The 24,278-nt window shown below is 69.4% G+C and carries 23 protein-coding genes; 8 read left to right on the forward strand and 15 right to left on the reverse strand.

Annotated features, from left to right (window positions below):
• Window positions 1-40: 40 nt before the first annotated feature.
• The 6 genes from NM961_RS18555 to surE all read right to left on the reverse strand — a co-directional run bounded on the left by NM961_RS18555 (window position 41) and on the right by surE (window position 5,034).
• A complete protein-coding gene (locus NM961_RS18555) occupies window positions 41-949 on the reverse strand; it encodes a sigma-70 family RNA polymerase sigma factor (protein ID WP_255915908.1) in 909 nt (302 codons plus the stop codon).
• A gap of 265 nt (window positions 950-1,214) precedes the next feature.
• The gene (locus NM961_RS18560) at window positions 1,215-1,349 is read right to left on the reverse strand and encodes a hypothetical protein (protein WP_255915909.1); all 135 of its coding nucleotides are present in this window, start codon (window positions 1,347-1,349) and stop codon (window positions 1,215-1,217) included.
• 375 nt (window positions 1,350-1,724) lie between these two features.
• Window positions 1,725-2,471, reverse strand: a complete 747-nt coding sequence (locus NM961_RS24390) for a murein hydrolase activator EnvC family protein (protein ID WP_439334228.1) — start codon at window positions 2,469-2,471, stop codon at window positions 1,725-1,727.
• Window positions 2,472-2,926: 455 nt separating this feature from the next.
• The gene (locus NM961_RS18575) at window positions 2,927-3,529 is read right to left on the reverse strand and encodes a YqaA family protein (protein WP_255915910.1); all 603 of its coding nucleotides are present in this window, start codon (window positions 3,527-3,529) and stop codon (window positions 2,927-2,929) included.
• Window positions 3,530-3,569: 40 nt separating this feature from the next.
• The gene (locus NM961_RS18580; RefSeq protein WP_255915911.1) at window positions 3,570-4,247 is read right to left on the reverse strand and encodes a protein-L-isoaspartate(D-aspartate) O-methyltransferase; all 678 of its coding nucleotides are present in this window, start codon (window positions 4,245-4,247) and stop codon (window positions 3,570-3,572) included.
• A 10-nt stretch (window positions 4,248-4,257) separates the two neighbouring features.
• Window positions 4,258-5,034, reverse strand: a complete 777-nt coding sequence (surE, locus tag NM961_RS18585) for a 5'/3'-nucleotidase SurE (protein ID WP_255915912.1) — start codon at window positions 5,032-5,034, stop codon at window positions 4,258-4,260.
• A 139-nt stretch (window positions 5,035-5,173) separates the two neighbouring features.
• Here surE and NM961_RS18590 point away from each other — a divergent pair, with 139 nt between their 5' ends.
• The gene (locus tag NM961_RS18590) at window positions 5,174-5,731 is read left to right on the forward strand and encodes a Smr/MutS family protein (protein ID WP_255915913.1); all 558 of its coding nucleotides are present in this window, start codon (window positions 5,174-5,176) and stop codon (window positions 5,729-5,731) included.
• A gap of 133 nt (window positions 5,732-5,864) precedes the next feature.
• Here NM961_RS18590 and NM961_RS18595 read toward each other — a convergent pair whose 3' ends face one another.
• The 9 genes from NM961_RS18595 to pyrG form a co-directional block, all read right to left on the reverse strand.
• Window positions 5,865-6,095 (reverse strand): hypothetical protein, encoded by a 231-nt coding sequence (locus NM961_RS18595; protein ID WP_255915914.1) that lies wholly within the window; start codon window positions 6,093-6,095, stop codon window positions 5,865-5,867.
• 136 nt (window positions 6,096-6,231) lie between these two features.
• On the reverse strand, window positions 6,232-7,269 hold the full coding sequence (truD, locus tag NM961_RS18600) for a tRNA pseudouridine(13) synthase TruD (RefSeq protein WP_255915915.1): 1,038 nt from the start codon (window positions 7,267-7,269) through the stop codon (window positions 6,232-6,234).
• A complete protein-coding gene (ispF, locus tag NM961_RS18605; RefSeq protein WP_255915916.1) occupies window positions 7,266-7,745 on the reverse strand; it encodes a 2-C-methyl-D-erythritol 2,4-cyclodiphosphate synthase in 480 nt (159 codons plus the stop codon). Before ispF ends, truD begins: the two co-directional genes overlap by 4 nt.
• A gap of 102 nt (window positions 7,746-7,847) precedes the next feature.
• Entirely contained in the window at window positions 7,848-8,546 is a 699-nt protein-coding gene (gene ispD, locus NM961_RS18610; RefSeq protein WP_255915917.1) for a 2-C-methyl-D-erythritol 4-phosphate cytidylyltransferase, read from the reverse strand.
• Between the two features lie 10 nt (window positions 8,547-8,556).
• Entirely contained in the window at window positions 8,557-8,868 is a 312-nt protein-coding gene (gene ftsB, locus NM961_RS18615; protein ID WP_255915918.1) for a cell division protein FtsB, read from the reverse strand.
• Between the two features lie 9 nt (window positions 8,869-8,877).
• Window positions 8,878-10,173, reverse strand: a complete 1,296-nt coding sequence (gene eno, locus NM961_RS18620; protein ID WP_255915919.1) for a phosphopyruvate hydratase — start codon at window positions 10,171-10,173, stop codon at window positions 8,878-8,880.
• 55 nt (window positions 10,174-10,228) lie between these two features.
• Window positions 10,229-10,666, reverse strand: coding sequence for a hypothetical protein (locus NM961_RS18625; RefSeq protein ID WP_255915920.1), 438 nt, complete (start codon window positions 10,664-10,666; stop codon window positions 10,229-10,231).
• Window positions 10,663-11,496: a 3-deoxy-8-phosphooctulonate synthase gene (kdsA, locus tag NM961_RS18630; RefSeq protein WP_255915946.1), complete on the reverse strand. Its 834-nt coding sequence runs from the start codon at window positions 11,494-11,496 to the stop codon at window positions 10,663-10,665. Before kdsA ends, NM961_RS18625 begins: the two co-directional genes overlap by 4 nt.
• A 2-nt stretch (window positions 11,497-11,498) precedes the next feature.
• Window positions 11,499-13,160 carry a CTP synthase gene (gene pyrG / locus NM961_RS18635; RefSeq protein WP_255915921.1) on the reverse strand — a complete coding sequence of 554 codons (1,662 nt, stop codon included), beginning with the start codon at window positions 13,158-13,160 and terminating at the stop codon, window positions 11,499-11,501.
• Window positions 13,161-13,356: 196 nt separating this feature from the next.
• Here pyrG and NM961_RS18640 point away from each other — a divergent pair, with 196 nt between their 5' ends.
• The 7 genes from NM961_RS18640 (at window position 13,357) to parE (ending at window position 24,268) form a co-directional block, all read left to right on the forward strand.
• Window positions 13,357-15,201: an aminopeptidase P family protein gene (locus NM961_RS18640; protein WP_255915922.1), complete on the forward strand. Its 1,845-nt coding sequence runs from the start codon at window positions 13,357-13,359 to the stop codon at window positions 15,199-15,201.
• 82 nt (window positions 15,202-15,283) lie between these two features.
• On the forward strand, window positions 15,284-16,390 hold the full coding sequence (gene wecB / locus NM961_RS18645; protein WP_255915923.1) for a non-hydrolyzing UDP-N-acetylglucosamine 2-epimerase: 1,107 nt from the start codon (window positions 15,284-15,286) through the stop codon (window positions 16,388-16,390).
• A gap of 79 nt (window positions 16,391-16,469) precedes the next feature.
• The gene (locus NM961_RS18650) at window positions 16,470-17,534 is read left to right on the forward strand and encodes a hypothetical protein (RefSeq protein WP_255915924.1); all 1,065 of its coding nucleotides are present in this window, start codon (window positions 16,470-16,472) and stop codon (window positions 17,532-17,534) included.
• The gene (locus NM961_RS18655) at window positions 17,531-19,729 is read left to right on the forward strand and encodes a glycosyltransferase (protein ID WP_255915925.1); all 2,199 of its coding nucleotides are present in this window, start codon (window positions 17,531-17,533) and stop codon (window positions 19,727-19,729) included. Before NM961_RS18650 ends, NM961_RS18655 begins: the two co-directional genes overlap by 4 nt.
• Window positions 19,726-20,496 carry a class I SAM-dependent methyltransferase gene (locus tag NM961_RS18660; RefSeq protein ID WP_255915926.1) on the forward strand — a complete coding sequence of 257 codons (771 nt, stop codon included), beginning with the start codon at window positions 19,726-19,728 and terminating at the stop codon, window positions 20,494-20,496. Before NM961_RS18655 ends, NM961_RS18660 begins: the two co-directional genes overlap by 4 nt.
• 125 nt (window positions 20,497-20,621) lie before the next feature.
• Window positions 20,622-22,223 carry a right-handed parallel beta-helix repeat-containing protein gene (locus tag NM961_RS18665; RefSeq protein ID WP_255915927.1) on the forward strand — a complete coding sequence of 534 codons (1,602 nt, stop codon included), beginning with the start codon at window positions 20,622-20,624 and terminating at the stop codon, window positions 22,221-22,223.
• Window positions 22,224-22,378: 155 nt separating this feature from the next.
• Complete coding sequence (gene parE, locus NM961_RS18670) at window positions 22,379-24,268, forward strand: DNA topoisomerase IV subunit B (RefSeq protein ID WP_255915928.1); 1,890 nt, start codon at window positions 22,379-22,381, stop codon at window positions 24,266-24,268.
• Window positions 24,269-24,278: the final 10 nt, after the last annotated feature.

Raw genomic sequence — 24,278 nt, forward strand, 5'->3', positions numbered from 1 at the left:
TCCGATCCGCTCTCACGAACCCCGGAACAACGAATCTGCCCTACGAGTCCCCGACCCCATATCCCGAATCCCGGCCGATCCGTCGCAGCCGTGCCAGCGCCTCCACCTGGATCTGCCTCACCCGCTCGCGGGTAAGGCCGAGTTCGGCGGCGATCTCGGCCAGGGTCTGGGCGACATTGCCGGCCAGGCCGTAGCGGCGCTCCAGCACCAGGCGCTGGCGCGGATTGAGCCGGGCCAGCCATTCGGCCAGGCGGCCTCCGGCCAGGTCGGTCAGTTCGGCGCCGCCGGCACTGGATTCAGCCGCGATCTGTTCGACCAGGGCGCGGTCGTCGGCCTCGGACATGGGCGCGTCCAGCGAGCGGATTTCCTCGGTGACGCAGAACAGCGCCGCCACTTCGCTGCAGGATTTGTTCAGCGCCTGGGCCAGTTCGTCCTGGGTGGGCTGGCGGCCCAGGCTCAGCAGCAGTTCGCGCCGCGCGCGCAGGGCCTGGGCCAATTCGCGCAGCACGTGCACCGGCACGCGCACGGTGCGGCCCTGCTGCATCAGCGCGCGCTGCACTGATTCGCGTATCCACCAGGTGGCGTAGGTGGAGAAGCGCAGGCCGCGGGCCGGATCGAATTTCTCCACCGCGCGGATCAGGCCCAGGTTGCCCTCGGCGATCAGGTCCAGCAGCGGCACGCCGCGGCCCACGTAGCTGCGCGCGACGGCGACGACCAGCCGCAGGTTGGCCTCGATCATCTGCCGCCGCGCCTCGACATCGCCGTGCGCGACCCGCTCGCCCAGGGCGCGTTCGCCGCCGGCATCGAGCAGCGGGATCAGGCCGATTTCATTCAGATAGGCGCTGGTGGAATTGCGCGTCTCGTCGCCCTGCGGCGGCTCGATCACATCGAGCAGCGCCAGCATGTCATCGGTATCCAGCGACGGTTCTTCGCGCAGCGGTGAACTCATTGCGCCAGCATACTCTCAAGACCGGGATTGGGGATTGGGGACGCGGGCTCCGCAAGCGCACGCAGCCCGGATGCCGGCGGAAATGCGGCCGCCTGCCGTTGCCGGATCGCCAGAAATTGCATCGCCGCTGGTACGTCTTGCTGTGCCTGCAATGCCCCCGGATCGCAGCAGGACATATATCGGAAAAACGCCGTACATCAGCTCAAGCGAACGGGCCAGAGGCGAAGATCCGGACGGCGGAAAAGAAAAAATTGGATACAGCGATTCACAGCGCCGTGCCATCGGGCTGCAAATCGCAGCGGTTGCGGTTGCGGCGGCGGCGCGATTGCTGCGGGTCGGGCACCCGCTTCTTCAGCGGCTCCGGATTCGTTTGAGAGCATCCGGCAATCGCCAGCTCCATGCACTCGCATCCAGCTTCAGGCCCCCAATGGATTCGATCCGTCCAACTTCTACGCCAACTTCAGGACACCCATGGATTCGGCTTGGGCGCCTGCTTCAGAACGCCCACCGACCAAGCGCCAACTTCAGGACAACCAGGCACCGCACCGCCCATCCCGGTCTCAGGACAACGTGAGTACACCCCGGCGTTTCAGAACACCTCAAGATCCGATTCGGGAAGATCCAATTCGGGACACCCGGGAATTGCAAGCCCGGCCCTCCGGTTTCGGCAACTTGAGGACACCCACGAATCCGAATGAACTCGGGTGATTCGAGAACACCCCGCAGCCAACTGCCGCCTAAGCCGACGCCCGCCTCCAGAATCCCATCCCCGGCCTCACTTCGCCGGCAAATACTCCAGCGGATTCACCGGCTTGCCATTCCGCCGGATCTCGAAATGCAGCATCTGCCGATTGGAACCGCCCATCTCCGCAATCGCCTGGCCGGCCTTGACCGTATCGCCTTCCTTGACCAGCCGCTTGCGGTTGTGGCCGTAGGCGGAGAGGAACGAGGTCGAATGCTTGACGATGATCAGCTCGCCATAGCCGAGCAGGCCGTTGCCGCTGTAGACCACGGAGCCATCGGCGGCGGCGACCACGCTGGCGCCGTCGCTGCCGGCGATGTCCACGCCCTGGCGGGTCTGGTCGCCGGCGACGAAGGTGCCGACCACCTTGCCGCTGGCGGGCCAGCGCCAGCTCACGCCGCCGCTGTTGAGCACCGGCGTCGCCGGGCCCGGGGTCGCGACGGCGGTGGTATTGGCGCCGGGCGCCAGTGCGCCCCCCTTGGCCGGCACGGCGACCGGGTCGGCCGGCGGCACCTTGGCGGCGGCCGCGGCCGGCGGCGGCGCGGGCACCGGCGCTATGGCCGGCGGCGGCACCGTGGCGGCGGCGACGGAAGTGGTGGCAGGTTTGACGGTCGCGGGCGTGCTGCCTGGCGCGGCCGCAGCGGGCGCGCCGGGCGGGGACGCCGTCGACTGCGTCCCGGCCACGGACGAAGACGCTGTGCCAGCCGAACCCGGCGTCGCAGCGCCGGCCGTTGGGGTTCCGGAGGCACCGGCCGAAGCCGGCGGAACCGGCGTGAACATGCCCGGCCGGCTGCGCGTATCCGCCGCAGCCGGCCGCCGCGGCGCTTCATCCAGCGGCGTCACCGTGGCGGCGCCCGGCGAAGCCGGCACCGCAGCCACGGCTGCGCTGCCGGCAGGAATGTCGTCGGCCAGGCGCAGTTCCTGGCCCACGTAGATGCGATACGGGCTTTCGATGCGGTTCCAGCGCGCGATCTCGCGGTAGTCCAGTCCGTTCTTGAAGGCGATGGAATACAAGGTGTCGCCGGCGACGACCTTGTGCGTGGCCACGGCGGCGGGACGGCCCGGACGCGGCGGCGGTGCTTCGCGCCGGGCGCCGCGGTCGTCCAGGGCGATGTCCTCGACCGGCGCCGGCGGGTTCGAAGCGCAGGCCGTCAACAGCAGGGCCAGTGCGCAGCCCGCCAGCGTCTTTGCGTTCATCGCCATGTGCCGGTTCACACGTTCCACAGCAGTCCCCATCAGCGCAGCTTGAGCCAGACGAGCAGAGCCACGATCAGCACCACCACCAGCCAGCCCAGCCATTCGACGTATTTGTGCAAAAGTGCCTCGGCCTTGGGACCGCCGAGACGGATCGCGCCGGTCAGCAGATAGACCCGCTTGCCGCGGCCGATGATCATGCCGGGAATGAACGCGATCATCGGCACGCCGACGATGCCCGAAGCCCAGGTGAAAATCTTTAACGGCACCGGAATGAAGCCCGCCAGCACCAGCATCACGAAGGCGGCCCAGGCGCTGCCGGCGACCTCGGTGCGCAGCGTGGCCACCATCGCGTCGATGCGCGGCAGCCAGCCCAGCATTTCAAACAGGGGACGCAGCGCCTCGAAGGCGAAATGCCCCAGCACATAGCCGACCACGGCGCCGATCAGCGAGAACAGCAGGCTGATGGTGGCATAGCGGAACCAATGCCGCGGCCGCGCCAGGGTCATGGGCGCCAGCATCACCTCGGGCATCACCGGGAAGATGATGGCCTCGATGAAGCTCAGGCCCGCCAGCAGGCGCTCGGCCTGGGGATGGGCGGCCCAGACCAGGGCTTTCTCGTACAGCGGCTTGAACAATTTCATGCGACTACCGTCCCTGGATTCCAGCCCGTGCGCGGGCCCTTCACAGCACGCCGCTGAGCAGCGGCACGAAACTCACCGGGCACAGCACCTCGCGCAGGCGCGCGCCGTCATGCGGGCGTATGCGCACCAGCTGCTGGCGTCCGGCCGGGCCCACCGGCGCGACCAGCACGCCTTCGGGCGCGAGCTGGTCCAGCAGTGCGTTTTCCAGCTGCGCGCCGGCGGCGGTCAGCACGATGCCGTCGAACGGCGCCTCCTCGGGCCAGCCCAGGCGGCCGTCGTCGTGCTTGGAGCGGATATTGGCGATGCCCAGCTTGCGGAAGCGGCGCCGCGCATTGCGCAGCAGTTCCTCGATGCGCTCCACCGTATGCACCTGTTCCACCAGCCCGGCCAGCACGGCGGCCTGGTAGCCCGAGCCCGTGCCGATCTCCAGCACCCGCCGCGGCGTGCCGAATTCCAGCAGGGCCTCGCTCATGCGTGCGACTACCCAGGGCTGGGAAATCGTCTGGCCCTGGCCTATGGGCAGGGCGGTGTCCTCGTAGGCGCGGGTGGCCAGCGCCTCTTCCACGAACAGATGGCGCGGCAGCTGGCGCATCACGTCGAGCACGCGGCTGTCGCGGATGCCGTCGCCCTGGAGGCGCTCGACCAGGCGGTCGCGCGCGCGCTGCGAGGTCATGCCCAGGCCGCGCACTTCCGGCGTCAGGCGCGAGTACGCGCTCATGCGTAGGCGCTCATGCGGTGGCGGCTTCCGGCCGCGGCAGGCTGCCGACCCAGCCGGCGACCTTTTCCAGCGCCTGGTAGCGGGTCAGGTCGACCTGGATCGGCGTAATCGAGATCGAACCTTCGCGGATGGCGTGGAAATCGGTGCCGGGACCATCGTCCTCGGCCTCGCCGGCCGGGCCTATCCAGTAGATCGGCCGGCCGCGCGGATCGCGTTCGCGTATGCACGGCGCGGAACGGTGGCGCCGGCCCAGGCGGGTCACGGCAAAGCCGCGGATCTCGTTCCACGGCCGGTCCGGCACGTTGACGTTGAGAATGGTGTCGGCCGGCAGCGGATCGACCAGCAGGCGCTGCATCAGCACCAGGGCGGCCTGGGCCGCGGTCTCGTAGTGCTCGGCCTGGTGGTTGTGGCAGGCCAGCGATACGGCGATCGCCGGCAGGCCGAGGAAGCGGCCTTCCATCGCGGCGGACACGGTACCGGAATAGATCACGTCGTCGCCCAGATTGGGCGCGTTGTTGATGCCGGACACGACGATGTCGGGCTGGAAATCCAACAGTCCGGCCAGGGCCAGGTGGACGCAGTCGGTGGGCGTGCCGGCGACGCGGTAGCGGCCGTCGTCCAGTCGGCTGACGCGGATGGGCTGGTCCAGGGTCAGGGAGTTGCTGGCGCCGGAGCGGTCGCGGTCGGGCGCCACCACGGTCACGCTGCCGACCACGGCCAGGCGCTCGGCCAGCACCCGTATGCCCGGCGCATCCACGCCATCGTCATTGGAAACCAGAACTCGCATGCACAGCCACCGGCGACGGACAAGCCGAAAGTTTAACGGATTCGGCCGGCCCTCACCTGCATTGCCGCCGCACCGGCGCTTGGCCCACCATTGCCGCGCCGGTTCCGCGGAACCGCTCCCCTGCCCCGCCGGAAGCCGCATGCGCAAGCGTCCACGCCTCAGCCCCCAGGTCAGCGATGCCGACCGCGAACTGTTCGAACAGGCCATAGGCCCGGTGCGCCGGCTGGAACCGGCCGAGCCGGAGCAGGAACGTCCGCGCCCGGCGCCGGAGCCGCGCCAGTTCGAGCTGGACGAGGCGCGCGTGCTGGACGAGCTGCTGACCATGAGCATCGATCCGGCCGAAATCGAGATCGGCGAGGAACTGAGCTACCTGCGCGACGGCTTCCGCCCGGAACTGCTCAAGCGGCTCAAGCGCGGCAGTTTCAGCGTGCAGGACGAGATCGACCTGCACCAGATGACAGCCGAGGTCGCCCGCAGCGTGGTGGTGGAATTTCTGGCCGAGGCGCACCGCCGCGGCCTGCATTGCGTCAAGCTGATCCACGGCAAGGGCCTGCGTTCCAAAGCCGGCGGCCCGGTGATCAAGCGTCTGGTGGACAAGATGCTGCGCCAGCGCGACGACGTGGTCGCGTTCGCCTCGGCGCGGTCGGAACAAGGCGGCACGGGGGCCGCCGTCGTGCTGCTGCGGCACAAACACTGAACGTGGAAAGTGCGTACTGGCGCGCCGGCGGCGTCAGGCGGCGGAATCCGCCGCGCCGCGCCGCGGCAACCTCATCCGGCGGCGCAGGGCCTTCAACGAGCCGGCGGCGGGAACGCCGCCGTCGATGCCGGCCTCAGTCTTCCGCCTTGTCGCGCGGCTTGCGCGGCAGATTGACCCAGGTGACGCCATAGCCGCGGTCATTCGCCCACTTGTTCACCGAGACGATTTTTTCCTGGTCGATGTTGTCCCTGTCGCCGCGCTGCATGCGCGACTCGCTCGCGTACGAACTGCCGCCCGTCGTGGCGCAACCGCCGAGCACCAGACCAGCCACCGCTACCGCTACCCCCCAGAACACCCGTTTCATGGCGACCTCCTCGCTGGATTGACTTGCCGCGCCGACCGTCTGCGGCGCCCGTGAATCCAGTATAGGAAGCACCTTTGGCGGCGAAACAAAGCCGCCGCCAACTCGCGATTTCCGCTACAGCCGGCGCGGCTGGCGCCTATTCCTGCATCGCAGCAGCGGCGGTGCGCTCGTCCCAGCGCGCCAGCTCGCGCAGCACGGTGGTGGCATAGCAGCCGGCCGGCAGGGCGAACTCGACGCACAGGCTGTCCTGCTCCCACTGCCAGCGCAGCGCCTGCGCGAACAGGCGCAGGCTGCGCCGTTCCTGGTTCAGGCCGGCCGCGGCCAGGCCGGCGGCGAGTCCGGCCTGCTGCTGCGCAATGTCCTGCTCCAGCGCCGCCACGGCGCCGCTGCTGCGCAGATCGCCCTGGCCCCACAGCGGGCCGGTGGGATGGATGTCGCCTTCGGTCAGACGGGCCTGCAGTTCCGCGGTCAGCGGCTCGGGCCCGAAGATGCTGTGACTGCCGGCCAGCATCCAGACCTCGCCGTCCAGTGCGCCGTCCCAGTTCGCCTGTGCCACGCGCGCGGCGAGCAGGTCGTTGAAGATCTGCGAGCGCGCCGCGGACAGCAGCAGGCTGCGCTCGTGCCGCGCGACACGGCGGCCCTGGAACATGGCCAGCGCGCGCGCCGCGTTGTCGCCGTCGCGGCCGAAACGCTGCTCGCCGAAATAGTTGGGCACGCCGCGCTGCGCTATCGCCTGCAGCACCTGCCCGGCCGCGGCACGATCGCCGTCGATTTCGCGCAGCACGATGCGGAAACGGTTGCCCTGCAGGGCGCCGCGCTTGAGCTTGCGACTGTGCCGCACGGCGTCGAGCACGCGGAATTCGTCGCCGTGCAGGCTGCTCCAGTCCACTTCGCGGCGCACGGGAACCGGCACGGAAAACGTCTGCCGGGTGACCGCGTGGCGATCCTTGAGCCCGGCGTAGCTGACCGCATCCGCCGCAACGCCGGCATGGCGCGCGATGGCCTTGGCCACCCAGTCGGTATTCGCGCCGCGCTTCTCCACACGCAGGAAGACGTGCTCGCCGGCGCCGTCGGGCTCGAAGCCCAGCACCTCGTCGACCTGGAAATCCTCCGCCGTGCTGCGCAGGCGCGCCTGCAGCGGCGCGCCGCCCAGGGCCAGCGGCCAGGCGCTCACGCGCCGGCCTTGCGCAGCAGCACCACGGCCATCGCGGCAATGCCTTCGCCGCGGCCGGTGAAGCCCAGGCGTTCGCTGGTGGTCGCCTTGACGCTGATGTCATCGGGCGAGGCACCCAGGTCCGCCGCCAGCAATTCACGCATGGCCTGCGCGTGCGGGCCGACCTTGGGCCGCTCGGCGACCACGGTCACGTCGGCATTGCCCAGTGCGTAGCCCGCCTGCGCCATCAGCTGCGCGCAGTGGCGCAGGAATACGCGGCTGTCGGCGCCGCGCCAGCGTTCGTCGCTGGGCGGGAAATGCTTGCCTATGTCGCCCAGGGCCAGCGCGCCGAGCACGGCGTCGCACAGCGCATGAATGACGACGTCGCCGTCGGAATGGGCGACCACGCCCTGGCTGTGCGGCACATTCACGCCGCCCAGCACCACGTGATCGCCGGGCCCGAAGGCGTGCACGTCGAAGCCCTGTCCTATGCGCATGCAGATTCCACAAAGAAAAATATTGCGATATGCAGCCGGATGGCCGGCGCGCAGTGCGCCGGCAGCGGCGGCACGGGCCGGCGCCCGCGCCGCGGGGGATCGCTAGACCAGCACGCCCTTGGACAGCAGGTATTCGGCCAGGGCCAGATCCGCCGCCGTGGTCACCTTGATGTTGTCCTCGGCGCCTTCCACCAGCAGCGGTGCGAAGCCGCTGCGTTCCATCGCCATGGCCTCGTCGGAAACGCTGACGCCGTCGGCTACGGCCGCGGCCAGCGCGGTTTCCAGTTCGCCGCGGCGGAACAGCTGCGGCGTCAGCGCGCGCCAGCGCGCCTCGCGCGACTCGGTCGCGGCGACACGGCCGTCGGCACCGGCGAGCTTGAGCGTGTCGCGCAGCGGCGCGGCGAGCAGGCCGCCGCCGGCCGGCGCGGCCTGTTCGATCAGGCGCGAAACATCGGCCGAACGTAGACACGGCCGCGCCGCGTCATGCACCAGCACGAAATCCTCCGCTTCGACCGAGGCCGGCAGCGCGCGCAGCCCCGCCAGCACCGAATCGGCGCGCTCGGCGCCGCCGGTGGCGCGCAGCAGCGGCTTGCCCAGCACTTCAAACAGGCCCTGCGCCCAGCTGGTGTCGTCGGCGGCCACGACCAGCATCAGCCCGGCCACGTACGGATGGGCGGCCAGCCGTTCCAGCGTGTGCAGCAGCATGGGCTTGTCGCCCAGGCGCAGATACTGCTTGGGCACCTTGCTGCCGAAACGGCTGCCGCGGCCGGCAGCCGGCACCACGCACCAATATGTACTCATGCCATAGGCCTCATTTTTGTTGTGGCGGCGCGGGCGCCGCCGGCGTGGCCGGTTCCACGACCTGGTAGAAGGTCTCGCCGGGCTTGACCAGGCCCAGCTCCGAGCGCGCCCGTTCCTCGATCGCGTCGCGGCCTTCCTTCAGGTCCTGCACCTCGGCCGACAGCGCCTCGTTGCGCGCGCGCAGTTCCTCGTTCGCCTTGCGCGTCTCGGTCACGGTCTGGCGCAGGCTTTCCACGTCGCGCACGCCGCCCGATCCGGTCCACAGTTTCACCTGCAGGCCGATCAGCAGGATCAGCAGGATCAGGGCGGCGAGACGCAGCACGCGCGGTCCTCAGCGGAACAGTTCGGGAAGATTGGGGAAGGCGTGCCTGCCGGCGTAGGTGGCCGCGCTGCCCAGCGCTTCCTCGATGCGCAGCAGCTGGTTGTACTTGGCGACGCGGTCGCTGCGGCAGAGCGAGCCGGTCTTGATCTGGGTCGCCGTGGTGGCCACGGAAATGTCGGCGATGGTGGTGTCCTCGGTTTCGCCCGAACGGTGCGACACCACCGAGGAATAACCGGCGTCGTGCGCCATCGCGATCGCTTCCAGGGTCTCGGTCAGGGTGCCGATCTGGTTGACCTTGATGAGGATGGAGTTGGCGATGTGCTTGTCGATGCCCTGCCTGAAGATGCTGGTGTTGGTGACGAACAGGTCGTCGCCGACCAGCTGGATCTTTTTGCCGAGCTTGTCGGTCAGCACCTTCCAGCCGTCCCAGTCGCCTTCGGCCATGCCGTCCTCGATGGTGATGATGGGATAGCGCGCGCACCAGTCGGCGAGGAAATCGGCGAATTGCTCCGAGGACAGGCGCTTGCCTTCGCCGTGCAGGTTGTACTTGCCGTTCTCGAAGAATTCCGAGCTGGCCACGTCCAGGCCCAGGAACACGTCCTCGCCGGCCTTGTAGCCGGCCTTGGCGATGGCTTCGAGTATGGTCTCGACGGCTTCCTCGTTGGATTTCAGATCCGGCGCGAAACCGCCTTCGTCGCCGACGGCGGTGGAAAGGCCGCGGCTCTTCAGCACGGATTTCAGCGCGTGGAAGATCTCGGTGCCGCAGCGCAGCGCCTCGGAGAAGCTGGCGCAGCCCACCGGCAGCACCATGAATTCCTGCATGTCGACATTGTTGTCCGCATGCGCACCGCCGTTGACAATGTTCATCATCGGCACCGGCAGGCGCGCCGGGCGCGCGCCGGCCAGGTGCTTCCACAGCGGCAGGCCGCGTGCCGCGGCGACCGCGTGCGCATTGGCCAGCGACACGCCGAGCAGCGCGTTGGCGCCAAGGTGGTTCTTGTTGGGCGAGCCGTCCAGCGCGATCAGCTTGCGGTCCAGCGCGGCCTGGTCGGCGGCGTCGAAGCCGGCCAGGGCGGCGGCGATGGTGGTGTTGACATTGGCCACGGCCTTGGTCACGCCCTTGCCGAGGTAGCGCGTCTTGTCGCCGTCGCGCAGCTCCACGGCTTCACGCGAGCCGGTGGACGCACCCGAAGGCACGGCGGCGCGGCCGGTGTGGCCGCTGGCCAGGGTGACTTCGGCTTCCAGCGTGGGATTGCCGCGGGAATCGAGGATTTCGCGGGCGTGGATCTTGCTGATCGTGGTCATCGTTCAGGGGCTCTGCTGCGTTCGTAAATGGGAAAAAGTGAACAGGAGAAATCGGCTACAGCGACGGCTTGTTCCAGAAAATGCTGACGCCCAGCGGGCCTACCAGCGCATCGCTGAGCTGCATGAACACGGCGCGGTCGTAGTCCGCCGCCTCCACTTCGAGACAGGAAACCCGCTTGGCCAGCGAACGCCGCTTGAGCGAGCCGATCAGGTCTTCGGTGCTGAGCGATTCGCCGTTGTACAGGAACTGCCCCGCGGCAAAACTGACCTGCTGTGTTCCCTTGCGGCATTTGGGCTTGCCCGTCTGCAGGAAAGTCATGCTGTCGGTCTGCGTCATCACCCGGGTCGGATTGCCCGGCTGCTTCGCCAGATCCTCCAGCGCCCCCGGCTTGCCCACGACCTGAATTGCCGGCTTGCCGGCAGGCTGTTCCGCAGCCATTGCCGCCAGCGGCAGCAACAGACCGGCCCAGACGCCTGGCAGCAGCCTTTTCATGCGTTCGCTTCCCTGGCCAGTGCGCGCTTGGTCACCGCGTCGATTTCCAGCAGGGTTTCCAGCAGCGCCTCCATCTTGCCCAGCGGCCAGGCGTTCGGCCCGTCGCTGAGCGCCTTGTCCGGGTCCGGATGGGTTTCCGCGAACAGGCCGGCGATGCCGACCGCGACCGCCGCGCGCGCCAGCACCGGCACGAATTCGCGCTGGCCGCCGGATTTGCCGTCGGCGCCGCCGGGCAGCTGTACCGAATGGGTGGCGTCGAACACCACCGGGCAATGCGTGTCGCGCATCACCGCGAGGCTGCGCATGTCGGAAACCAGGTTGTTGTAGCCGAAGCTGGCGCCGCGTTCGCAGACCATGATCTGCTCGTTGCCGGTGGCCTTGGCCTTGGCCGCGACGTGCTTCATTTCCCAGGGACTGAGGAACTGGCCTTTCTTGATGTTGACCGGCTTGCCGGCACGGGCCACGTTCTGGATGAAATCGGTCTGGCGGCAGAGGAAGGCCGGTGTCTGCAGCACATCGACGACGGCGGCGACTTCGTGCATCGGCGTGTATTCATGCACATCGGTCAGCACCGGCACGCCGAACTGGCGCTTCACTTCGTCCAGCACCTTGAGCCCGCCTTCCAGGCCCGGGCCGCGGAAGCTGGTGCCCGAGGTGCGGTTGGCCTTGTCGAAGCTGGATTTGAAGATGAAATTGATGCCGAGCCGGCCGGTGATTTCCTTGAGCGTGCCGGCCGTATCCAGCTGCAATTGCAGCGATTCGATCACGCAGGGGCCGGCGATCAGGAACAGCGGCTGGTCCAGGCCGGCCTTGAATCCGCACAGGTCCATGCTCATGCGCCGGCCGCCTGGGCCAGGCGCGGCGCCGTGCGGACCAGCTTGTACTCGCGCGCGGCCTGGACGAAGCCGGTGAACAGCGGATGGCCGTCGCGCGGCGTGGAGGTGAATTCCGGATGGAACTGGCAGGCCAGGAACCAGGGATGATTGGGCAGTTCGATCATCTCCACCAGCAGGTCGTCCATGGACTTGCCGGCGATGGCCAGGCCCAGGTCCTCGAACTGCTGGCGGTAGAGATTGTTGAACTCGTAGCGGTGGCGGTGGCGCTCGCGGATCACATCCTGGCCGTACAGCTTGCGCGCCAGGGTGCCGGCCTTGAGGCGGCATTCCTGCGCCCCCAGGCGCATGGTGCCGCCCAGGTCGGATTCCTCGGTGCGCTTTTCGATGTCGCCCGCGGCGGTGCGCCATTCGGTAATCAGGGCGATGACCGGATCGGCGCAGTTCTTCTCGTTCTCGCTGGAGTTGGCGCCTTCCAGCCCGGCGATGTTGCGCGCGAAATCCACCACCGCCGCATGCATGCCGTAGCAGATGCCGAAGTACGGCACGCCGTTCTCGCGCGCCCAGCGCGCCGCGGCCACCTTGCCTTCGAAGCCGCGCTTGCCGAAGCCGCCGGGCACCAGCACCGCGTCGCAGTCGCCGAGCACGGCACCGCCTTCGGCCTCGACCTGCTCGGACTCCAGCCAGCGCAGGTTGACCCGGGTGGACTGCTTGATGCCGCCGTGGCGCAGCGCCTCGCCCAGGGATTTGTAGGCATCCTTGTGCTCGACGTACTTGCCGATGATGGCGATGGTGACTTCGTCCTTGGGATTCTCCACCGCGGCGACGACGCGGTCCCAGGCGGACAGGTCGGCCGGGCCGGCGTCCAGGCGCAGGTGGTCGATGACCAGGCGGTCCAGGCCCTGCGAATGCAGCCAGGACGGCAGCTGATAGATCGTGCCCACGTCCATCGCGCTGAGCACGGCGCGCTCGGGCACATTGGTGAAAAGTGCAATCTTGCGCCGTTCGCTGTCCGGCACCGGCTGCTCGCAGCGCAGCAGCAGGATGTCCGGCTGTATGCCGATGGTGCGCAGTTCCTTGACCGAGTGCTGGGTGGGCTTGGTCTTGATCTCGCCGGCGGCCTTGATGTACGGCACCAGGGTCAGGTGCATGAACATGCACTTTTCCGGGCCGTGCTCGATGCGGATCTGGCGGATGGCTTCGAGGAAGGGCAGCGATTCGATATCGCCGACAGTGCCGCCGATCTCGACCAGGGCCACATCGTAGCCGCGCGTGGCCTCGTAGATGCAGTGCTTGATCTCGTCGGTGATGTGCGGGATCACCTGCACCGTGGCGCCGAGGTAGTCGCCGCGGCGCTCCTTGCGGATCACGGCCTCGTAGATCTTGCCGGTGGTGATGGAGTTGCGCCCGGTCAGGCGCGTGCGCACGAAGCGTTCGTAGTGGCCCAGGTCCAGGTCAGTCTCGGCGCCGTCGTCGGTGACGTAGACCTCGCCGTGCTGGAACGGGCTCATGGTGCCCGGGTCGACGTTGATGTAGGGATCGAGCTTCATCATCGTCACGCGCAGGCCGCGGGCTTCGAGGATGGACGCGAGAGAGGCGGCGGCGATGCCCTTGCCTAGCGAGGACACCACACCACCGGTAACGAAGATCAGAGGGGTCATGAGCAGCGGGGATGGCTGGAAAACCCGATTTTACCGGCAACGCCGCGCAACCGCGAGCCGCAGGCGGCCGCCCGGCGCCGGAATTGACCCTGGCCGCGCCGGCGGGCGCCGCGGCAATGCCTTTGCCGGCAATGGCTTGTGCCGAAACCGCAGGATTGCTAGCTTGCCCGGCTGCCCCTGATCCGGCTCCGTCGAAATGAGCATCCGCGAACGCCTGCGCGATCTGCGCGCCGCCCTGGACCAGCACGCCGTGGCCGCGGTCATCGTCCCTTCGGCCGATCCGCACCTGTCCGAATACCTGCCCGAACGCTGGCAGGGCCGGCGCTGGCTGTCGGGTTTCAGCGGCTCGGCCGGCACCTTGGTGGTAACGGCGGACTTCGCCGGCCTGTGGACCGATTCGCGCTATTTCGAGCAGGCCGGGCAGGAACTGGCCGGCAGCGGCATCGCGCTGATGCGGCTGAATTCGGCCTCCGCCGCCGAATACGTGGACTGGCTGGGCGCACAGCTGCCCGCCGGCGCCGCCGTGGCCGTGGCCGGGGAAGTGCTGTCGCTGGCCCTGCACGAGCTGCTGCTGGCCAGGCTGCGCCCGAAGCAGATCAGCCTGCGCACCGACCTGGACCTGGTCGCCGATATCTGGACCGACCGGCCGCCCCTGCCGGCCGCCGCCGTGCGCGAGCACCAGGCCGCCTTCGCCGGCAGCGGCCGGGCCGGGCGCCTGGCCCAGGTGCGCGCCGCGATGGGCGCGCTGGGCGCGGGTTATCACCTGGTTTCCTCGCTGGACGACGTGGCCTGGATCACCGGCCTGCGCGGCAGCGACGTGTCCTACAACCCGGTGTTCCTGGCCCATCTGCTGATCGGCCCGGAACAGGCCCTGCTGTTCGTACCGCCGGGCAAGATCGCGCCGGAACTGGGCCGGGCACTGGGCGCCGACGGCATCGTGCTGGCCGACTACGCCGCCGTGCGCACCGCCCTGGCCGCCGTGCCCGACGGCGAAAGCCTGCTGCTGGATCCGCGCCGCAGCGTACAGGCCCTGGCCGCAAGCGTGGGCGAAGGCGTGCGCGTGGTCCGCGCGGCCAATCCCAGCCAGCGCTTCAAGGCGCTCAAGACCACGGCCGAGCTGCGCCATATCCGCCAGACCATGCGCCAGGACGGTGCCGCCCTGGTGCGCTTCCTGATCTGGCTGGAACAGGCCCTGGCCCAGGCACAGCCGCTGACCGAGCTGGATATCGCCGCCAAACTGCTGGAACTGCGCTCGGCCCAGCCGCACTTCGTCGGCGAGAGTTTCGCCACCATTGCCGGCTACCAGGCCAACGGCGCCCTGCCGCATTACCGTGCCAGCGCTGACAGCCATGCCGTGATCCGCCCCGAAGGCCTGCTGCTGGTGGATTCCGGCGGCCAGTACGAAGGCGGCACCACCGATGTCACCCGCACCGTCGCCGTGGGCCCGCTCACCCAGGAACAGCGGCGCGACTACACCCTGGTGCTCAAGGGCATGATCGCCCTGTCGCGGGCGCGCTTCCCGCGCGGCACCACCGGACAGCAGCTGGATGCGCTGGCGCGCGCGCCGCTGTGGGCCGAAGGCATCAACTACGGCCACGGCACCGGCCATGGCGTGGGCTATTTCCTGAATGTGCACGAAGGCCCGCAGGCGATACGCCCGGGCGGCGCCGGCGAAACCGCCGAAGCCCTGGCCGAAGGCATGGTCACGTCCAACGAGCCCGGCATCTACCGGCCCGGCAAGCACGGCGTGCGCATCGAGAACCTGCTTGCCACCGTGCCTGCGGGCGCCGGCGAATTCGGCGAGTTCCTCGCCTTCGATACCCTCACCCTGTGCCCCATCGACACCCGCCCGCTGCTGCACGAACTGCTCAGCGAAAGCGAGCGCGACTGGCTGGACTGGTACCACGCCCTGGTCGAGGCCGAACTCGCGCCGCTGCTGGAGCCGGCCGAGGCGGACTGGCTGGCGGCGCGCTGCGCGGCGCTTGAGCCGGGAGCCGGGAGTGGGGATCCGGGATTGGCCCTAGCCGGGCGTGGTGCGTGATCGCCATTCGCCGGCACTCGGACCGCCCCGTATCCGTTTTCGCGAATCCCCCCTCCCGAATCCCCAATCCCGAACCAGCCCCATGCCTCACCGCGTCCTGATCGCCGCCGGCACCCGTCCCGAATGCCTGAAACTGGCCAGCGTAGTGCGCGCCCTGCGTGCGCAGGAGGGCCTGCAGACCCTCCTGCTCAACAGCGGCCAGCACCAGGCCATGGTCGAGCGCACTTTTGCCCAGCTGGGGCTGGCCTGCGATCTCGCGCCGGGGCAGATCAGCGCGGCCTCGCTGTCGCATGCGCTGTCGGCGCTGCGCGCCCAGATCCGCCAGGCGGCCAAAGCGCACGGTGCCGATCTCGTCGTCTCCCAGGGCGATACCTCCACCGCCTACGCCGCCGCGCTGGCCGCGCGCGACCTGGGCCTGCCGCTGGCCCATGTCGAGGCCGGGCTGCGCACCAGCCATCCCTACCGGCCGTTTCCGGAAGAACTGTTCCGCCGCCGCATCGCGCCGATCGCGCGGCTGCATTTCGCGCCCACGCAGCAGGCCGCAGCCAACCTGCGCGGCGAAGGGGTGGCGGACGAACGCATTCACCGGGTCGGCAACAGCGTGATCGACCTGCTGCGCGAGGAAGTCGAGCGCCGCGAGCCCACGCCGCTGCCGTTCCTGCCCGCAACCCGCGAACACATCGCCCTGACCCTGCACCGGCGCGAGAACTACGGCCGCGGCCTGGACCTGGTCTGTGCCGCGGTGCTGGAGCTATTGCAGCAGCATGCGGAGCTGGGCCTGGTCTGCCCGGTGCATCCGAATCCGGCCGTGGGCAGCCGCATCCGCCGCCACCTGGCCGGGCATGCGCGCATCGCCCTGGTCGAGCCGCTGGACTACCGCCTGTTCATCGCCCTGCTCGCCCGCGCCCGCCTGGCCATCACCGATTCCGGCGGCATCCAGGAAGAAGCGCCCTACCTGGGCACGCCGGTGCTGGTCGTGCGCGAGAACACCGAACGCCCGGAAAGCGTGGCCCTGGGCGCGGCCACCCTGGTACCGCTCAAGCCCGAGCGCATCGTGGCCGAGGCCGACCGCCTGCTGCGCGCCGCGCCGCCGGCGCGGCTGGCCTTCGCGCCGGAATCGCCCTACGGCGACGGCCGCAGCGGCGAGCGCATCGCCGCGACGATTGCGCGCTTCCTGCAAAACCCCTAGAACAGGCGCGCCGCGCACCGGCTGCGTCGCTGGCGCGGTGTTGCGCGTCCCTCACTTTCCCGCCTGCCATGGACGGTCCATGCCTACGAATGATCTGAACCAGCTCGCCGACGCCACCGCCGCGCGCCTGCGCGCCTGGCTGCTCGGCGGCGCCGTGCAGCAGCGCGACGGCGAACACGCCGGCGGCATCTACGGCGCCTTCGACGACGGCGGCGCCGCACGCTACGTCTATCCGGAAATCACCGGCTACTACCTGCACTGGCTGGCCGATATCGGCAGTCCGCACGACACCGACCATCCCGTCGTGGTGCGCCGCGCCCAGGCCGCTGCGGACTGGGCCGCGCGCGTGCTGGCCGATGGCAAGGTGCCGGCAACCCGGGCCTATCTCGGCACCGGAGCCGAGCCCGACTGGCGCAACCGCGCCGTGTTCTTCTTCGACCTGGCCATGCTGCTGCGCGGGCTCTGCGCCGCCTACGAAGCCGACCTGATCGCCTACCCGCAGGCCGCGATCGCGCGCCTGATCGAGGAACTCGCCCGCTTCGTCGACACCGACGGCCGCATCCAGGCCGCGCGCAGCGAACTGGCCGACGCGGCCCTGCCGCCGCGCTGGTCCACGCTGGGCGGCCCGTTCGAGGTCAAGGCCAGCTCGCGCGTGCTGCTGGCGGCGCGCCACCAGCCGCTGCCGGCCGCGCTGGAACAGGCCTGCCGGGCGCTGGCGCGGTCCTACCGCGACAGCGCCGCAACCCTGCCGCTGCAGATGCTGCATCCCACGCTGTATTTCGCCGAAGGCATGCTGGTGGGCGAACCCGACTGCGCGCCGCAGATCGCCACGCTGGCAAAGCGCTGCCTGGCGCTGGCCGATGCCCGGGGCAACCTGCCCGAAGCCGAAGATTCGACCGTGCCGCGCAGCGACATCATCGCCCAGCTGCTGCGCGTACTGCTGCTGACCGGCAGCCTCGATGCGCAGGCGGATACGCTGGTCAGCGCGCTGGCCGCGCGCGTCGATGCCCAGGGCCGCCTGCCGTTCCGCGTCGACATCGCCGCGCCGCAGGCCAATGTCTGGTGCGCCATGTTCGCCGAGCAGGCCCTGCGCTGGTACGCCGGCCGCGCGCGCGGCCTGCCCGCGGCGGAATGGCTGGTGTGAGCCGGCTGCGCCTGCTCGCCGACGCCTGGCGCCTGCTGCCGCACCTGCCGCTGGCAGCGGCCATTTGCGCCGCCGACGCCTGGGCGCGGCTGTTTCCCGGCCCGCGCCGCGCCGCGCGCGCGGCCGGCGCCGCCGGCATCAGCGTCATCGTGCCCGAGCGCGGCACGCCGGACCTGCTCGCCGAAACCCTGGCCGCGCTGGAATGCGCGCTGGCGCGGGTGGCCGAGCCGCAGCAGGTCGTCGTCGTCGTCAACGGCGCGGAAAAATCTGATTATTCCGCGCTGATGCAGCGCTGGCCGGGCTACGAGTGGCAGTTCCATGCCGGCGCGCTGGGCTACAACGGCGCGATCCAGGCCGGCCTGGCGGCGGTGCGCCACGACTGGACCTATCTGCTCAACAGCGACATGCGCCTGGCCGAGGATGCGCTGGAACAGCTGCTGCCGTATCGCCACGATTACGTCTTCGCGCTGACCTCGCAGATCTTCTTCGCCGATCCGGCACGCCGGCGCGAGGAAACCGGCTGGTCCGACTTCCACGAAAACCCCGAGCGCGCCGAGGTCTACGAACGCGATCCGGGCGCAGCGCGGATGGCGCGCGGCAATCTCTATCCCGGCGGCGGTTCCTCGCTGTGCCGCACCGCGCCGCTGCGCCGCTACGTGGCCGATTCGCGCGACTATTCGCCGTTCTACTGGGAAGACGCCGACTGGGGCGCGCGCGCCTGGAGCGAAGGCTGGCAATTGCTGTTCTGCCCGGCCTCGCACGCCCACCACCATCATCGCGGCACGGTGAAGCGCTACTACGACGCGGCCGAGGTCGAACGCATCATCAATCGCAACGAGCTGCTGTTCGACCTGCGCCACCGCTGGACCCGGCGCCATCCGCTGCGCAGCCTGCTGCGGCTGGCGCGCAGCGATGCGCAGTCGCGGCGCGAACTGCGCGGCATCGGCCTGGCCCTGCGCGCGCTGCGCAGCCGCCTGGCCAGCGAACGCGCGCGGCGCAACGGCCTGCGTTTCGACCGCATCACCCGCGACCGCTGGTATGCGCCGCAGCGCGGCGATGCGCGCCGCCGTCCGCGCGTGCTGCTGGCCAGTCCGTTCGCGCTGTTTCCGCCGGCCCACGGCGGCGCGCGGCGCATCGCCGAGCTGGTCACGCGGCTGTCCGACGAGGTGGATTTCTTCCTGCTCGGCGACGAGGCCTCGCTCTACGGCGAGGCATCCGAACCCTGGCTGCAGCATTTCCGCGGCGTGCAGCTGGTCGAAGGCCGCGGCGACCAGGCCGGCGAAGCCGCGCTGGACCTGCCGGCGCGGCTGCAGCGGCATGCCTGGCCGGGCCTGCGCGGCGAACTCGCCGCGCTGATCACGCGCTGGCGGCCCGATCTGGTCCAGGTCGAGTTCATGGAACTGGCCCTGCTCGCGCGCGGACGGCCGGCTGCGCCGCGCTGGCTGCTGGCCCTGCACGACGTCTATCTCGACGGCCGCGCCAGCGCGGCCGCGGACGATGCGCAGCAACGCGCGGCCATCGCCGCCTATGACGCCGTCGTGGTCTGCTCCGAAGAAGATGCGGCCCTGCTCACGCCGCAGCCGGCCACCCTGATCGGCAACGGCGCCGCCGACCGCCGCGCCGGCTACCAGCCCTCGCCCGACGGCCTGCTGCTGTTCATGGGGCCATTCCGCTATGCGCAGAACCTCGCCGGCATACGGGCGTTTCTCGACAGCGCCTGGCCGGCGCTGCGCGCCGAATTTCCCGATCTGCGCCTGCGCATACTCGGCGGCGTCGAATCCGCCGCCATCGCCGCGGAGGATGCGCGCCTGCGCCAGCCCGGCGTGGAACTGATCTCCGCCTTCGTCGATCCCGCGCCGCACCTGGCCGAGTGCAGCCTGAGCATCAATCCTCAAATCGATATTCGCGGTTCCTCGATCAAGCTGATCGAATCGCTGCTGGCCGGGCGCTGCTGCGCCAGCAGCGCCGATGGCGCCCGCGGCTTCGCCGGTGCCGGCCTGGGCGGCCTGGTCGCCTGCACCGACATCGCCGGCCTGGCCGCGGCCATCGCACCGCTGCTGCGCGACCGCGCCGCGCGCCATGCGCGGGAACGCGCAAACTGGGACATTCTCGACAATTACACCTGGGACGCCATGGCGCAGCGCCAGCGCGCCTGCTACCAGGCGCTGCTGGCCCCGACGGATTCCACCGCATGAAAACCTGGTCCTACGACGCCATCGCCGATGTCTACGCCACCGACATGGGCCAGAGCATGCCCTTCGACGACGTGGGCTGGTACCGCGAACTCTGCCGCGCCCAGGGCGGCGCGGCGCTGGAGCTGGGCTGCGGCAGCGGCCGCATCCTGATCGAGCTGGCCGCGGCCGGGCTGGATATCTGCGGCGCCGACCGCTCCCTGCCCATGCTGCGCCGCCTGCGCGCCGACGCCGCGCTGCGCGGCCTGGCCGCGCCCGCGCTGCTGCAGATGGACCTGCGCGCGCTCGCCATCCGCGGCCGCTTCCGCACTATCCTGCTGCCGTATTCGCTGATTACCTATCTCACCGATCCCGCCGTGGCGGCGCAGCTGCTGACCCGGCTGCGCGCCCTGCTGCAGCCCGGCGGCGTGATCGTGCTCGACGCCTTCGTGCCGCGCCCGGTGGAGAGCTTCTCCGATTACCGCCTGGACTACCGCCGCCCCCACGGCGATGGCCTGCTGGAACGGCGCAAGCGCATCGCCGTACAGGCCGACGGCTGCAACCGCATCCAGCGCTGGTACCGTCTGCTCGGCGCGGACGAGGCGCTGCGCGAGGAGTTCCATACCGACGAAACCATACGTCCTTATGCGCCAGCCGAACTGCATGCGCTCGCGGCAGCGGCCGGTCTTGCGGTGTGCGGGGAAGTACGCGACTACGGCAGCGCAACGGATGCTGCCGGCGAAGCCCGATTCGTGAGTCTGATTCTCGCGCTGCCCGGGGAGAACGCTTGAGCCTGCGGTTTCTTGAAAAACTGCGGCGCACTTCACAAGCATGACGCCACCCACTTCGCAACCGCCCTGACAAGCATCCACCCGCAACTTCGTCCTTGCCGTCATCCCCCCTGACGGAGTCGCGCGTGAAACGCTGCATCGCCCTGCTTACCCTGCTCAACCTGGCCACGCCGGCGCTGGCGCTGAACATCCGCGTCGGCGCGGACGCCGGCTGCGATACCAATTCGCTGGCCACCGCCCTGGCCCAGGCCAAGGCCAATCCCGGCGCCGACACCATCCGCGTCGCCAGCAACCAGGCCTATACCGGCCAGGCGCTGTATATCGACTCCGACGTGGTGCTGCGCGGCGGCTATGCCAACTGCGACGCCGCCACGCCCAGCGGCCGCACCAGCCTGGCCGGCAACGGCAGCTGGGCGGTAATCACGACCTGGAGCGAGAACACCACCATCGACGTGCGCCTGGAAGGCCTGGACATCAGCGGCGGCGGCGTAGGCGGCGATATCGGCAACTTCGGCGGCATCGACATCGGCGGGCGCAGTTTCGTCAAGCTGGCCGATCTGCGCGTGCACGATAACGTCGGCATCTTCGGCGGCGGCATCTCGGTCAACAACACCCAGTCCATCGTCACCATCGAGCACCACGTGGAGGTCGACCACAACCGCGCCAGTATCGGCGGCGGTATCGCCGTATTCGGCGGCACCCTGCGCGTGCGTCCGCACGAGGTCGTGCTGCACAACAACACTGCCAGCGACGGCGGCGGCCTGTTCATCGACTTCGGCCTGGTCAGCGTGGGCTCCGATCCCGAAGCGACCACCTATCCTGTGGACGGCTTCCTGATCCGCAACAACGCCGCCGGCAGCGACGGCGGCGGCATCTACGTCAACGGCAACCAGGGCAAGCTGCTGGCCGAAACCATCGTGGTGCGCGACAACAGCGCGGCGCGCGAAGGCGGCGGCATCTACGCGACCAACGGCGGCTATGCCCAGTTCATGCGCTGGACGTTCTCGCCGGGCCAGCACTGCACGCGCAACCAGGAATGCCTGCGCCTGTCCGGCAACACCGCCCAGCGCGGCGGCGCCCTCGCGCTGAGCGCCGGCGCCACGGCCTCGCTCAGCCACAGCCTGATCCGCGACAACGCCGCGGCGAACGGCCCGGCCCTGGTCATGCGCGGCAACAGCTCGCAGTTGCGCCTGCTGGGCAGCGTGGTCGCGCGCAATGCCTGCACCCAGGCCGAATGCGCGCCGATCCTGGCCGACGGCGGCGGCGGCGTGCGCGCGAACTACACCACCTTCGCCGGCAATACCGCGACCATGGGCGGGCAGCCGCTGGTCTATGCCTACGGCCCGATCGGCGTGCAGGGCGCGATGGTGTTCCATTCCAGCCTGCTCAGCGGCAACGAGCGCTTCACCGCCTTCGGCAATAGCAGCTATACCAGCGCCGGCGACTGCACGCTCAAGGAAACCGGCGTGGTCGAGGCCGGCTTCACCCGCAGCGATATCGCCCCGATCCGCTTCGCCGACGCCGCACGCAACAACTACCGCCTGGCCGCCGACAACGCCGCGATCGACTTCTGCAATGCCGGCGCCCAGCCCACCGAGGATCCGGATATCGACGGCATCGCCCGCGGCCTGGAAAGCCCGGGCGCGCCCAACGATTTCGGCGCCTTCGACCTGGGTGCCTACGAGTACGAGACCCTCTTCAACGGCGGCATGGAAGGCCCGCGCTGAACCGGCGGCGCGCCGGTCCGGCCGCCACCCCGGCCGGACCGGCCGCCCTGCGCCGGTTCCGGCCCGCCACGGTCCGGGCCGGCGGCCGAACTTGATCCGGCCGGCCGATGCCGCCACCATGCGCGGCTCGCGTCACCAGCAAGGTCGTCCCCGCAATGAGCAGCCGCTACAACGCCGCCGATATCGAAGTCCTGTCGGGGCTGGATCCGGTCAAGCGCCGGCCGGGCATGTATACCGATACCGCCCGCCCCAACCACCTGGCCCAGGAAGTCATCGACAACTCCGTCGACGAGGCCCTGGCCGGCCACGCCAAGACCATAGAAGTCACGGTGCATGCGGACGGCTCGGTCAGCGTCAGCGACGACGGCCGCGGCATGCCGGTGGACATCCATCCCGAGGAAGGCATTCCCGGCGTGGAACTGATCCTCACCCGCCTGCACGCCGGCGGCAAATTCTCCAACAAGAACTACCAGTTCTCCGGCGGCCTGCACGGTGTGGGCGTATCCGTGGTGAATGCGCTGTCGACCAAGGTGGAAGTGGTCATCAAGCGCGACGCGCAGATCCACCGCATGGAATTCCGCAACGGCGACCGCGCCAGTCCGCTGGAAGTGACCGGCAGCGTGCCCAAGAAGCAGACCGGCACCACCGTGCGCTTCTGGCCGGACCCGAAATACTTCGACACGCCCAAGATCCTGCTCTCGCGCCTGCGCCATGTGCTGCAGGCCAAGGCCGTGCTCTGCTCCGGCCTGACCGTGCGCCTGACTGACGAGGCCAGCGGCGAGAAGGACACCTGGTATTACGAAGACGGCCTGCAGGACTATCTGCGTTCCATGCTGGGCCAGAACGAGTACCTGCCCGCCGATCTCTTCGTGCACGAACTCAAGCGCGATACCGAGGCGGTGGAATTCGCCGTCGCCTGGGTGCCGGAAGGCGAGCTGGTGCAGGAGTCCTACGTCAACCTGATTCCCACCGCCCAGGGCGGCACGCACTGCAACGGCCTGCGCACCGGCCTGACCGAAGCGCTGCGCGAGTTCTGCGATATCCGCAATCTGCTGCCGCGCGGCGTCAAGCTCGCGCCCGAGGACGTGTGGGACCGGCTTTCCTTCGTGCTGTCGCTGAAGATGCAGGACGCGCAGTTCTCCGGCCAGACCAAGGAGCGCCTGTCCTCGCGCAGCGCCGCCGCCTTCGTCGAAGGCGTGGCGCACGATGGCTTCTCGCTGTACCTGAACCAGCATGTGCAGATCGGCGAACGCATCGCCCAGCTCGCGATCGAACGCGCCACCGCCCGCCTCAAGGCGGAAAAGCAGATCGTGCGCAAGAAGATCACCCAGGGCCCGGCCCTGCCTGGCAAGCTGGCCGACTGCGCCTCCAGCGACCTTTCCCGCACCGAGCTGTTCCTGGTCGAAGGCGACTCCGCCGGCGGCTCGGCCAAGCAGGCGCGCGACAAGGATTTCCAGGCCATCCTGCCGCTGCGCGGCAAGATCCTCAACACCTGGGAAGTGGAATCGGGCTCGGTGCTCGCCTCGCAGGAAGTGCACGACCTTGCCGTGGCGATAGGCTGCGATCCCGGCGTGAACAAGATCGACGGCCTGCGCTACGGCAAAATCATCATCCTCGCCGACGCCGATTCCGACGGCCTGCACATCGCCACCCTGCTCTGCGCCCTGTTCCTGCGCCATTTCCCCGCCCTCGTGCGCGAACGCCACATCTACGTCGCCATGCCGCCGCTGTTCCGCGTCGACGTGGGCAAGCAGGTGTTCTACTGCCTGGACGAGGAAGAAAAGCGCGTACTGCTGGAACGTGTGGAGCGCGAAAAGATGAAAGGCCAGATCTCGGTCACCCGCTTCAAGGGCCTGGGCGAAATGAACCCGCCGCAGCTGCGCGAATCCACCGTCCACCCCGACACCCGCCGCCTGGTCCAGCTCACCGTGGAAGAAGACGACGGCACCAGCAAGGTCATGGACATGCTGCTGTCGAAAAAGCGCGCCGCGGACCGCAAGAGCTGGCTGGAGGAAAAGGGCGATCTGGCTTCGCTGGAAGTCTGAGGGTCGGGAT

The sequence above is a fragment of the Tahibacter harae genome, assembly GCF_024437735.1.
GTDB lineage: Bacteria > Pseudomonadota > Gammaproteobacteria > Xanthomonadales > Rhodanobacteraceae > Tahibacter > Tahibacter harae.

Bases quoted from the DNA above. Each gene is read 5' to 3' on its own strand.
- NM961_RS18555 (WP_255915908.1), bottom strand. From the start codon at position 949: ATGAGTTCACCGCTGCGCGAAGAACCGTCGCTGGATACCGATGACATG.
- NM961_RS18560 (WP_255915909.1), bottom strand. From the start codon at position 1,349: ATGGAGCTGGCGATTGCCGGATGCTCTCAAACGAATCCGGAGCCGCTG.
- NM961_RS24390 (WP_439334228.1), bottom strand. From the start codon at position 2,471: ATGTTCACGCCGGTTCCGCCGGCTTCGGCCGGTGCCTCCGGAACCCCA.
- NM961_RS18575 (WP_255915910.1), bottom strand. From the start codon at position 3,529: ATGAAATTGTTCAAGCCGCTGTACGAGAAAGCCCTGGTCTGGGCCGCC.
- NM961_RS18580 (WP_255915911.1), bottom strand. From the start codon at position 4,247: ATGAGCGCGTACTCGCGCCTGACGCCGGAAGTGCGCGGCCTGGGCATG.
- surE (WP_255915912.1), bottom strand. From the start codon at position 5,034: ATGCGAGTTCTGGTTTCCAATGACGATGGCGTGGATGCGCCGGGCATA.
- NM961_RS18590 (WP_255915913.1), top strand. From the start codon at position 5,174: ATGCGCAAGCGTCCACGCCTCAGCCCCCAGGTCAGCGATGCCGACCGC.
- NM961_RS18595 (WP_255915914.1), bottom strand. From the start codon at position 6,095: ATGAAACGGGTGTTCTGGGGGGTAGCGGTAGCGGTGGCTGGTCTGGTG.
- ispF (WP_255915916.1), bottom strand. From the start codon at position 7,745: ATGCGCATAGGACAGGGCTTCGACGTGCACGCCTTCGGGCCCGGCGAT.
- ispD (WP_255915917.1), bottom strand. From the start codon at position 8,546: ATGAGTACATATTGGTGCGTGGTGCCGGCTGCCGGCCGCGGCAGCCGT.
- eno (WP_255915919.1), bottom strand. From the start codon at position 10,173: ATGACCACGATCAGCAAGATCCACGCCCGCGAAATCCTCGATTCCCGC.
- NM961_RS18625 (WP_255915920.1), bottom strand. From the start codon at position 10,666: ATGAAAAGGCTGCTGCCAGGCGTCTGGGCCGGTCTGTTGCTGCCGCTG.
- kdsA (WP_255915946.1), bottom strand. From the start codon at position 11,496: ATGGACCTGTGCGGATTCAAGGCCGGCCTGGACCAGCCGCTGTTCCTG.
- pyrG (WP_255915921.1), bottom strand. From the start codon at position 13,160: ATGACCCCTCTGATCTTCGTTACCGGTGGTGTGGTGTCCTCGCTAGGC.
- NM961_RS18640 (WP_255915922.1), top strand. From the start codon at position 13,357: ATGAGCATCCGCGAACGCCTGCGCGATCTGCGCGCCGCCCTGGACCAG.
- wecB (WP_255915923.1), top strand. From the start codon at position 15,284: ATGCCTCACCGCGTCCTGATCGCCGCCGGCACCCGTCCCGAATGCCTG.
- NM961_RS18650 (WP_255915924.1), top strand. From the start codon at position 16,470: ATGCCTACGAATGATCTGAACCAGCTCGCCGACGCCACCGCCGCGCGC.
- NM961_RS18660 (WP_255915926.1), top strand. From the start codon at position 19,726: ATGAAAACCTGGTCCTACGACGCCATCGCCGATGTCTACGCCACCGAC.
- parE (WP_255915928.1), top strand. From the start codon at position 22,379: ATGAGCAGCCGCTACAACGCCGCCGATATCGAAGTCCTGTCGGGGCTG.